Raw genomic sequence first — 9,651 nt, 5'->3', positions numbered from 1 at the left:
CCCCCGCCACCCCCGCCGCCCTGGTCGCCTTCGGCGGCGACGGCCTGGTGCACCTGGCGGTCCAGGCCGTGGCCGGCACCGGCGTGCCGCTGGGCATCATCCCGGCCGGCACCGGCAACGACATCGCCGACGCGATCGGCATTCCGCGCCGCGACCCGCTCAAGGCCGCGGACGCGGTGCTCGGCGGCCGGACCAGGACCATCGACGCGGCCCGGATCTCGCCCCAGTCGCGGTGGTTCGCCGGAGTCGTCGCCTGCGGGTTCGACTCCCGCGTCAACGAGCGCGCCAACCGGATGACCTGGCCGCCCGGCATGGCGAAGTACGTCGTCGCCTTGGTCCAGGAGCTGCGCTCGTTCACCCCCATCCCGTTCACCATCACCCTGGACGACCGGGTGATCCGGCGCGAGGCGATGCTGGTGGCCGTCGCCAACACCCGCTCGTACGGCGCCGGCATGCGCGTCTGCCCCGGCGCGGAACCCGACGACGGCCTGCTGGACGTGCTGATCCTGGCGGCGATGCCGAAGAGCGCGTTCCTGCGCACCTTCCCGCGCGTTTACAAGGGCACCCACACCGCGCACCCGGCGGTGGAGATCGTCCGCTCGGCCGTGGTCACGCTCGACGCGCCGGACGCGGTCGCGTACGCCGACGGCGAACGGGTCGGCCCCGCGCCGCTCACCTGTGCCGTGGAACCGGGGGCGCTGCGGGTGCTGGTGCCGTGAGGATTCCGTACAAACAGGATCTACTTTGTAAAGGCGCGAGCCCGGAAGCAGGACGGTCGTAACGCGGATATCGGTAGGGTTGACGGCATGAGCACGCCTGCGGAACGCTACGCCGTCTTCCGGGAACAGCAGACCGAGAGCGGCCCGGCGCTCGCCTCGTTCCGCGAGCTCTACGATTTCGGCCTCGACGAGTTCCAGGTCGACGCCTGCCAGGCCCTGGAGGCGGGCGACGGGGTGCTGGTGGCGGCCCCCACCGGCTCGGGCAAGACGGTGGTCGGCGAGTTCGCCGTGCACCTGGCCCTGGAGCAGGGCCGCAAGTGCTTCTACACCACGCCGATCAAGGCGCTGTCCAACCAGAAGTACAACGACCTGGTCCGCCGCTACGGCGCGGCCAAGGTCGGCCTGCTCACCGGCGACAACAGCGTCAACGGCGAGGCCCCGATCGTGATCATGACGACCGAGGTGCTCCGCAACATGCTGTACGCGGGATCGGGCACCCTGGCCGGCCTCGGCTACGTGGTCATGGACGAGGTGCACTACCTGGCCGACCGGTTCCGCGGCGCGGTCTGGGAAGAAGTGATCATCCACCTGCCCGAGTCGGTCCGGGTGGCGGCCCTGTCGGCGACCGTCAGCAACGCCGAGGAGTTCGGCGAGTGGCTGGGCGAGGTGCGCGGCGACACCACGGTGATCGTGGACGAGCACCGCCCGGTGCCGCTCTGGCAGCACATGCTGGTCGGCAACCGCCTCTACGACCTGTTCGCCAACGAGGACGGCGCGACCCGGATCAACGCCAGCCTGATGCGGCTGTCCCGGGACGAGCAGCGGCTGGCCAACACCCGCGGCAAGCGCGGCTACCTGCGCCCGCGCCGGACCAGCCACGACCGGGCGGCCACCATCGAGCGGCTGGACGCGGAGGGCCTGCTACCCGCGATCACGTTCATCTTCTCCCGGGCCGGCTGCGACGCCGCCGTCATGCAGTGCCTGTACGCGGGGCTCCGCCTGACCAGCGACAAGGAGCGGCACGAGATCCGCCAGTTGGTGGACGAGCGGACCTCCCACCTGCCGGACGAGGACCTGGCCGTGCTCGGCTACCTGGAGTGGCGGGACTGCCTGGAGCGCGGCCTGGCCGCCCACCACGCGGGCATGCTCCCGGCCTTCAAGGAGGTCGTCGAGGAGCTGTTCACCAAGGGCCTGGTGAAGGCGGTGTTCGCGACCGAGACGCTGGCTCTGGGCATCAACATGCCGGCCAGGTCGGTGGTGATCGAGAAGCTGGACAAGTGGAACGGCGAGACGCACGCCGACCTGACGCCGGGGGAGTACACCCAGCTGACCGGGCGGGCCGGGCGGCGCGGCATCGACGTCGAGGGCCACGCGGTGGTCGTCTACCAGCCGGGCATGGATCCGATGAGCGTGGCCGGTCTGGCCTCGACCCGGACGTATCCGCTGCGGTCGAGCTTCCGCCCTTCGTACAACATGGCGGTCAACCTGGTCGGCCAGGTCGGCCGGGAGCGGGCCAGGACCCTGCTGGAGGACTCCTTCGCCCAGTTCCAGGCGGACAGGGCGGTGGTCGGCCTGGCCCGGCAGCTGCGCAAGTCGGAACAGGCCCTGGAGGGATACTCCGAGGCGATGACCTGCCACCTGGGCGATTTCCAGGAGTACGCGGGGATGCGGCGCCGGCTGTCCGACCGGGAGGCCGAGATGGCCAAGCAGCGGGGGGCCGCGCGGCGGGCGCAGGCCGCGCAAAGCCTGGAGGAGCTGAAGCCCGGCGACGTGATCCGCATTCCCGGCGGGCGGAGGGCCGGGCTCGCGGTGGTGCTCGACCCCGGGATCTCCCCGCGCGGTGAGTCGGCCTCGCCGACCGTGCTGACGGTGGGCCGGCAGGTCAAACGGCTGGCCGCGGATGACTTCCCGGTGCCGGTGGAGCCGGTGGACCACATCCGCATCCCGAAGAACTTCAACGCGCGCAGCCCCAAGGAGCGCGCCAACCTGGTCTCCACCATGCACGCCAAACTGGGGGACCGGGACCTGGGCAAGCCCACCAGGGCGCGCGACCACGCCACCGAGGACGAGGAGATCAACAGCCTGCGGCGGGAGCTGCGCCAGCATCCGTGCCACGGGTGCGACGAGCGGGAGGACCACGCCCGCTGGGCGGAGCGCTACTACAAGCTGCAGCGGGAGACCGAGACGCTGCGGCGGCGGGTGGAGGGCCGCTCGCATGTGATCGCGCGCACCTTCGACCGGGTCTGCGGGGTCCTGGACCAGCTCGGCTACCTGGAGGGGGAGACCGTCACCGACGAGGGCCGCCGCCTCGCCCAGCTCTACACCGAGCTCGACCTGCTCACCTCCGAGTGCCTGCGGGCCGGGATCTGGGAGAAGCTGGACCCGGCCGAACTGGCCGCCTGCGTGTCCTCGCTGGTGTTCGAGTCCCGCCAGTCCGACGACACGCGCAGCCCGAAGATCCCCGCCGGGGCCGCCAAGGAGGCGCTGGCGTCGATGATCCGGCTCTGGGGCGAACTGGAGGGCATCGAGGAGGACCACGGCCTCTCGTTCATCCGCGAGCCCGACTTCGGCTTCGCCTGGGCGGCCTTCCGCTGGGCGAAGGGCCACACGCTGGACGCGGTCCTCACCGACGGCGATCTGGCCGCCGGTGACTTCGTCCGCTGGGTCAAGCAGCTGCTCGACCTGCTCGGCCAGCTCAGGGACGCCGCGCCGAAGGGCAGCAAGGTGCGCGACAACGCGGGCAAGGCGGTCGACTCGCTCCGGCGCGGCGTGGTGGCCTACTCCTCGGTCAGCTGAGCATGGTGAACCGGACCTCGCGGTTGTTGGGGTCGGCCCGCATCAGCCGCACCCGGATCCGCTCCCCGAGAGGCAGCCGCTCCCCGTCGCAGCGGGCGATCACGGCCGGGTCGGTGAGCTGGACCTGCCCGCCCGGCCTGCCCTCGGTGACGTCGACCACGACCGCGTCGAACTCCTCGCCGACGCGCTCGTGCAGCACGAACGACTCCACCAGATCCACACACGCCCGATCGACCCCGCCGGTCCGCAGCCCGGCCGCCCGCATCTGATCCGGCAGCACCACCAGCGCTTCCTGAACCTGTTCCGGTACGGGTTCCCCGGCGGCGACCGCCAGGCACACCTCGGTCGCGTACCGATCCACCAGCCGCCGCAGCGGCGCGGTCACATGCGCGTAAGGCCCCGCGATGGCCGCGTGCGTGGCCTGCCGGGGCGGCTCCCCGTTGAAGTCGACGTAGGCCGCGCCGCGCAGCAGAACCGTGGATTCGTGCAGGAACGCCGCATGCCCGGGAATCTTCGGATCGAGCCCGTGCACGACCTCCCCATAGGTGGCGCCCTCCGGCCAGGACACGCCCAGCGCGAGCGCCACCCGGCGGATCTTGGCCAGGTCGCGCGGATCCGCCGGCGGCAGCACCCGGAGCAGGCCGATCTCGGCGTCCAGCATCAGCTGCGCCGCCGCCATGCCGGTCAGCAGCGAGATCTGCGCGTTCCACGCCTCACACGGCAGCGTCGTCCGGAACTCCAGCCGGTAGCGCTCCCCGTCCCGGACCACCTCCTGCTCCGGCGTCGGCAGGCTCACCCCGCCACGCGCCCGTTCCAGCGCCAGCCGGAGCGGGCCGATCTCGGCCAGCAGCCGCAGCGTGCCGTCCGCGCGGCCGGTGTCGACGGCGGTCTGCACGTAGTCGTAGTCGAGCCGCTCCCGGCTGCGGACCAGCGACCGGCGCACGTCCACGCCGACCGTGCGGCCCTCGGCGTCCAGGTCGACGCACCAGAGCGCGGCCGGGCGGACCTCACCGGGCAGCAGGCTGGCCGCGCCCTCCGACAGCGCCGCCGGATGCAGCGGGATCCGGCCGTCCGGCAGGTAGAGGGTCTCCCCCCGGGTCCTGGCCTCCAGGTCGATGGCGCCGCCCGGGCGGACGAAGAAGCCGACGTCGGCGATCGCATACCAGACCCGGTAGCCGCCCTTGCGCTCCTCCAGGCAGAGCGCCTGGTCCAGGTCCATGGACCCGGGCGGGTCGATGGTCAGGAACGGCAGGTCGGTGCGATCCTCGCCGACCGGCCGGCGGGACGCGGCCTGCTCCGCCTCCTCCCGGACCGCGTCGGGAAAGGCGTCGGGAAGGTCGAACTCATCGCGGATCCGCTCGAACCCGTCGACGAGCCGTGGCATTCGCTCATCCGGGACCCGGATCGTTCTGTGCGGCACGCCCTCAAGGTAGCGGAGCCCCGGCCCTCTCCGCGCGGGTTGTCAGCGGGCCAGCACGGGCAGCAGGCGGTTGAGCGGGCTGTCCAGACCGTACCGGTCGGCGAGTTCGACCAGGCGGGCCGAGTCGCGGGGGGCGGACGGCACCCGCAGGTCCACATCCGGGATCGGCACGTCGTGGGCGACCGCGACGACCGCGGGCGCGACCGCCAGGTAGTCGCGGGCGGCGGCCAGCTTGTTCCTGGCCCCCGCCGGGAACCCGTCGTCGCCGGTGGCCGCCAGCAGGGCCTCGAGCGACCCGAAGCGGGTGATCAGCGCGGCGGCGGTCTTCTCGCCGATCCCCGGCACCCCGGGGAGGCCGTCACTCGGGTCACCGCGCAGCGTCGCGAAGTCCGCGTACGCGCGCCCGGGAATGCCGTACTTCGCGGCGACGAACGCCTCGTCCACCATCTGGAGATTACGAATCCCCCTTACGGTGTAAAGGACCCGGCACGGCTGCGCGTCGTCGACCAGCTGGAACAGATCCCGGTCACCGGTGACGATCTCGACCGCCCCCCGCTGCCGGACCGCCAGCGTGCCGATGACGTCGTCCGCCTCGTACCCCGCCACCCCGATGGTGGCGATCCCCAGCGCGGCCAGCACCTCTTCGATCACCGGCACCTGCGGCGCCAGCGTGTCCGGGATCTCCTCCTGGTTCCCCTGCGCGACCCGATGCGCCTTGTACGTCGGGATCGCGGCCACCCGGAACGCCGGCCGCCAGTCCGCGTCCATGCAGGCGACCAGCTCGGTGGGGGAGTGCGACCGGACCAGCGTGGCGATCATGTCGATCAGCCCCCGCACGGCGTTGACGGGCATGCCGTCCGGCGCGGTCATCGATTCCGGGATGCCGTAGTAGGCCCGGAAGTACAGCGACGGGGTGTCGAGAAGCATCAGCACCCCTCTATCGTCCCAGCACCCCCACCGCGAGGAGACACGTATCGTCCTCCGGGCTCGGGCCGCCGCCCGCGTCGATCAGGAACCCGAGCCCCGCGTCCAGATCGTGGTGCCCGATCTTCTCGGCCGCGCGCATGACCAGCGCGAGCCCTTCGTCGATGTCGCGGTCACGCCGTTCCACCAGGCCGTCGGTGAACATCAGCAGCAGGTCGCCGGAGCGGAGCCGCACCTCGGACACGCCGAACCGGGGGTCGGGCGAGGCGCCCAGCACCAGCCCGCTCGGCGGGACCAGCGGCCGCGCCCGGCCGCCCCTGACCATGATCGGCGCCAGATGCCCCGCCTGAGCCCAGGTCAGCAGCCCCGTCGCCGGTTCCAGCAGCCCGACGATGACGGTGGCGATGGTGTCGTCGAGCCGGTTGAGCACGAGCGCGTTCAGCCAGCCGAGCAGCCGGTCCGGCGGCTCCCCGGTCATCGCCAGCCCCACCAGCGCGTGCCGGAGCTGCGCCATCTGCGCGATCGCCGCCATCCCATGCCCCGACACGTCGCCGACCGCGAGCAGGACCCGCCCGTCCGGGAGCGTGGTCGCCTCATACCAGTCGCCGCCCAGCGTGGCGCACGGCGGAGCCGCGCCGTCACCACGCGGCTGCACGGCCGGCGCGTACCGCACGGCGATGCGCGCCGTCGGCAGATCCATGTTGACGCCGGGCTCCGGCAGAATGGCCTCGCGCAGCGCGGTGCTGACGCTCCGCTCCCCGGCGAGCCGATCCTCCTGCCGGTCGAGCCGCTCGCGCAGGTCCTGCACCATCTCCGCGGCGGTCATGGGAGCCTTCATCGAGGGGATGCGGTCGTCCGCGGGGTGGAGGGGCGGCTGTTCGCCGCCCACGACGCCGACCATGGTGGGGCTCGCTCTCAAAACAGCATCTATCCGGACATTCGGGAACTGGCCGTGATCGGCCTTGCGCGGAGCGTAGCAGCCATTCGCCCGTGGTGCGACGTATTTAGGCCGACCGGTGGTTCCGGCACTGTCGGGGGGCTCTGCTTAGATGGGGAGTTGTGACAACGGAGTCCTCAGAGCTGTATCCGGTGACCAGAATCGACGACGTCCGGGCGGCCACCGCCGCCGCCGGGCTCGGCGCGCTGCTGCTCACCCCTGGTCCCGACCTGCGTTACGTGAGCGGATATCACGCGCACGCGCTGGAACGCCTGACCTGCCTGGTGGTGCCCGCCGCCGGCGAGGCGTTCATGATGGTGCCCCGGCTGGAACTGCCGGCCGCGCAGGCGTCGCCCGCCGGGCGGATCGGGGTGGAGTTCGTCCCGTGGGACGAGACCGACGATCCGTATGCGGTCGTGGCGAAACGTCTTGGGGATGTCGGGTCGGTGGGGTTGTCGGACCGGATGTGGGCGATGCAGTCGCTGCGGTTCCGGGACACGCTGCCCGGGGTGGAGCAGCGTCTCGCCGGGGCGGCGCTGGGTGAGTTGCGGATGCGGAAGTCGCCGGCCGAGGTGGCGGCGTTGCGGGCGGCCGGGGCGGCGATCGACGCCGTGCACGAGCAGGTGCCCGGATTTCTGCGGGCGGGACGTACCGAGCGTGAGGTGGGCCGTGACATCGCCGACGCGATCACGGCGGCCGGTCATGCCGTCGTTGACTTCGTCATCGTGGCGTCGGGGCCGAATGGCGCTTCGCCGCATCATGATCTGTCCGATCGGGTCATCGAGGTCGGCGATCAGGTCGTGGTGGACATCGGCGGGACTATGCCGAGCGGGTACTGCTCGGATTCGACGCGGAACTACTCGGTGGGTGAGCCGGGGGCGGAGTACGCGGCCTATTTCGATGTGCTGCGGCGGGCGCAGGAGGCGGCGTGTGACTACGTCCGGCCTGGGGTGACGTGTGAGGACGTCGACGCGGTGGCGCGGCGGGTCATCGAGGACGCCGGGTATGGGTCCTACTTCATTCACCGGACCGGGCATGGGATCGGGCTGGAGTCGCATGAGGAGCCGTACATCGTGTCGGGGAACACGCGGGTGATGGAGGTCGGGTTCGCGTTCTCCGTTGAGCCCGGTATCTACCTGCCTGGGCGGCATGGTGCGCGGATCGAGGACATCGTGGTGTGCGGGGAAGATGGCGGCGAACGCCTGAACCTGACCACCCGGGATCTCGTGGTGGTCTAGTGAAAGTGGACAGGGTCTCCCCGACGGCCGAAGGCCATGACCTGTTCGATCTTGTGCGTGAGCTGGCCGCGAAGGAGGTCGCGCCCCGGGCGGCCGGGGATGAGGTGGCCGGGCGGTTTCCGCGGGATGTGTTCCGGGTGCTGGGGGCTTCCGGGCTGCTCGGGTTGCCCTATGCGGAGGAGCATGGGGGCGGTGGGCAGCCGTATGAGGTGTATTTGCAGGTCATCGAGGAGTTCGCGGGGGCCTGGCTGGCGGTTGGGCTGGGGATGTCGGTGCATACGCTGTCGTGTTTCCCGATTTCGGCTTTTGGGACGGATGCGCAGCGGGACGGGCAGTTGCCGGTGCTGCTGGGTGGGGATGTGCTCGGGGCGTACGGGTTGTCGGAGCCGCAATCCGGGTCTGATGCGGCGGCCATGACGACCCGGGCGGCGGCCGTCGACGGGGGTTACTCGGTTGACGGGGTCAAAGCCTGGACCACGCATGGTGGCGTGGCCGACTTCTATACGATCATGGCCAAAACCGATGACGGGATCTCCTGTTTCCATGTTCCCGCCGGGACCGAGGGGGTGTCGTTTGGGGCTCCGGAGCGCAAGATGGGTATGCGTTCGTCGCCGACGGCCCAGGTTCGTTTCGATGGTGTGAAGCTGCCTGCTGACGCGCTCATTGGTGACTCGGGGCAGGGTTTCCGGATTGCGATGGCTGCCCTTGATGGTGGGCGCCTCGGCATCGCCGCCTGCGCGGTTGGTTTGGCCCAGGCCGCGTTTGAGGCTGCCACCGCGTATGCGAAGGAGCGTCGGCAGTTTGGGTCGCGGATCGCTGATTTTCAGGGGATCGGCTTCATGTTGGCTGACATGGCTACGCAGATCGCGGCTGCTCGTGCGCTGTATTTGGATGCGGCCCGGCTTCGTGACGCTGGGCGGCCTTATGGGACGAACGCGGCGATGGCCAAGCTCTTCGCCACTGATATGTGTATGAAGGCTGCTATCGACGCCGTACAGGTTCTTGGTGGGTATGGGTATGTGGAGGACTTTCCGGTCGAGCGCTATATGCGTGAGGCCAAGGTCCTGCAGATCGTGGAGGGGACGAACCAGATTCAGCGTCTGGTGATCAGTCGTGCCTTGACTAAGGGCTAGCAGGTTGGTGTTTACGCTGGTCAGCGCGCTGCTATCCGATCTTTTCTTCGGTCTGTGATCACTGGCAAGATCGTCGACGTGATCGTGGTCTCCGTGCCGAATGCCGGTTATTTCCCATTTGTTCCCGTCGGTTACGGGTCCGGTGCTGACTTGGTGCTGACCCCCGGCCGGCTATTCGATCATGCTGCCCCGTCATAGCCGTGTCGTTGAGCTGCTGCCTGGACCCAAATATCGGCGGTTATTTGCCCTTATGGCGGGAAAATTCAGACGCGATTGTGGCACCGGGTGAATGACCTGGCCGTGCCTAAACTGTGTGTCAGCGGCAGCATCCCGAGACGGTATCTCGGCGCTTGTCGACCGACCGCAAAAAACATATGCGCCCGCGCACCGCTCTGGCGATCAGTCGCCCAATCTGCGGATGAGGCGGCCCTCCATGGTTCTGCACTGAGGTTTCTCGTGCGCCCAGCAGAACAGGAGGATTGCC

At 70.2% G+C, this 9,651-nt stretch carries 7 protein-coding genes; 4 read left to right on the top strand and 3 right to left on the bottom strand.

Annotated elements, in window-relative coordinates:
- Nucleotides 1–719, top strand: a 719-nt coding sequence (locus Acor_RS41360) for a YegS/Rv2252/BmrU family lipid kinase (protein ID WP_155342220.1), incomplete at its 5' end; no start/stop codon positions are given.
- A gap of 87 nt (nt 720–806) precedes the next feature.
- Nucleotides 807–3,515 (top strand): DEAD/DEAH box helicase, encoded by a 2,709-nt coding sequence (locus tag Acor_RS41355; protein WP_155342219.1) that lies wholly within the window; start codon nt 807–809, stop codon nt 3,513–3,515.
- On the opposite strand, the gene Acor_RS41350 is transcribed toward Acor_RS41355, so the two are convergent.
- The 3 genes from Acor_RS41350 to Acor_RS41340 are packed head-to-tail and all read right to left on the bottom strand — an operon-like array spanning nt 3,508 to nt 6,760.
- A complete protein-coding gene (locus Acor_RS41350; protein WP_246239839.1) occupies nt 3,508–4,935 on the bottom strand; it encodes an RNB domain-containing ribonuclease in 1,428 nt (475 codons plus the stop codon). The genes Acor_RS41355 and Acor_RS41350 overlap by 8 nt on opposite strands.
- A 42-nt stretch (nt 4,936–4,977) precedes the next feature.
- The gene (locus Acor_RS41345; RefSeq protein ID WP_155342217.1) at nt 4,978–5,862 is read right to left on the bottom strand and encodes a 5'-3' exonuclease; all 885 of its coding nucleotides are present in this window, start codon (nt 5,860–5,862) and stop codon (nt 4,978–4,980) included.
- Nucleotides 5,863–5,872: 10 nt separating this feature from the next.
- Nucleotides 5,873–6,760 carry a PP2C family protein-serine/threonine phosphatase gene (locus Acor_RS41340; RefSeq protein ID WP_155342216.1) on the bottom strand — a complete coding sequence of 296 codons (888 nt, stop codon included), beginning with the start codon at nt 6,758–6,760 and terminating at the stop codon, nt 5,873–5,875.
- A gap of 188 nt (nt 6,761–6,948) precedes the next feature.
- On the opposite strand from Acor_RS41340, the gene Acor_RS41335 reads away from it, so the two are divergent.
- Nucleotides 6,949–8,034 carry a M24 family metallopeptidase gene (locus Acor_RS41335; RefSeq protein ID WP_308805727.1) on the top strand — a complete coding sequence of 362 codons (1,086 nt, stop codon included), beginning with the start codon at nt 6,949–6,951 and terminating at the stop codon, nt 8,032–8,034.
- Nucleotides 8,034–9,167, top strand: a complete 1,134-nt coding sequence (locus Acor_RS41330; RefSeq protein WP_155342215.1) for an acyl-CoA dehydrogenase family protein — start codon at nt 8,034–8,036, stop codon at nt 9,165–9,167. The genes Acor_RS41335 and Acor_RS41330 overlap by 1 nt, the downstream gene beginning before the upstream one ends.
- Nucleotides 9,168–9,651: the final 484 nt, after the last annotated feature.

Origin of the sequence: Acrocarpospora corrugata, assembly GCF_009687845.1 — a bacterium.
GTDB classification, from domain to species: Bacteria; Actinomycetota; Actinomycetes; order Streptosporangiales; family Streptosporangiaceae; genus Acrocarpospora; species Acrocarpospora corrugata.
The sequence above is the reverse complement of the archived record's forward strand: the minus strand, read 5'-3'. Positions and strand labels throughout refer to the sequence as shown.

Bases quoted from the DNA above. Each gene is read 5' to 3' on its own strand.
- Acor_RS41340 (WP_155342216.1), bottom strand. From the start codon at position 6,760: ATGGTCGGCGTCGTGGGCGGCGAACAGCCGCCCCTCCACCCCGCGGAC.
- Acor_RS41355 (WP_155342219.1), top strand. From the start codon at position 807: ATGAGCACGCCTGCGGAACGCTACGCCGTCTTCCGGGAACAGCAGACC.
- Acor_RS41345 (WP_155342217.1), bottom strand. From the start codon at position 5,862: ATGCTTCTCGACACCCCGTCGCTGTACTTCCGGGCCTACTACGGCATC.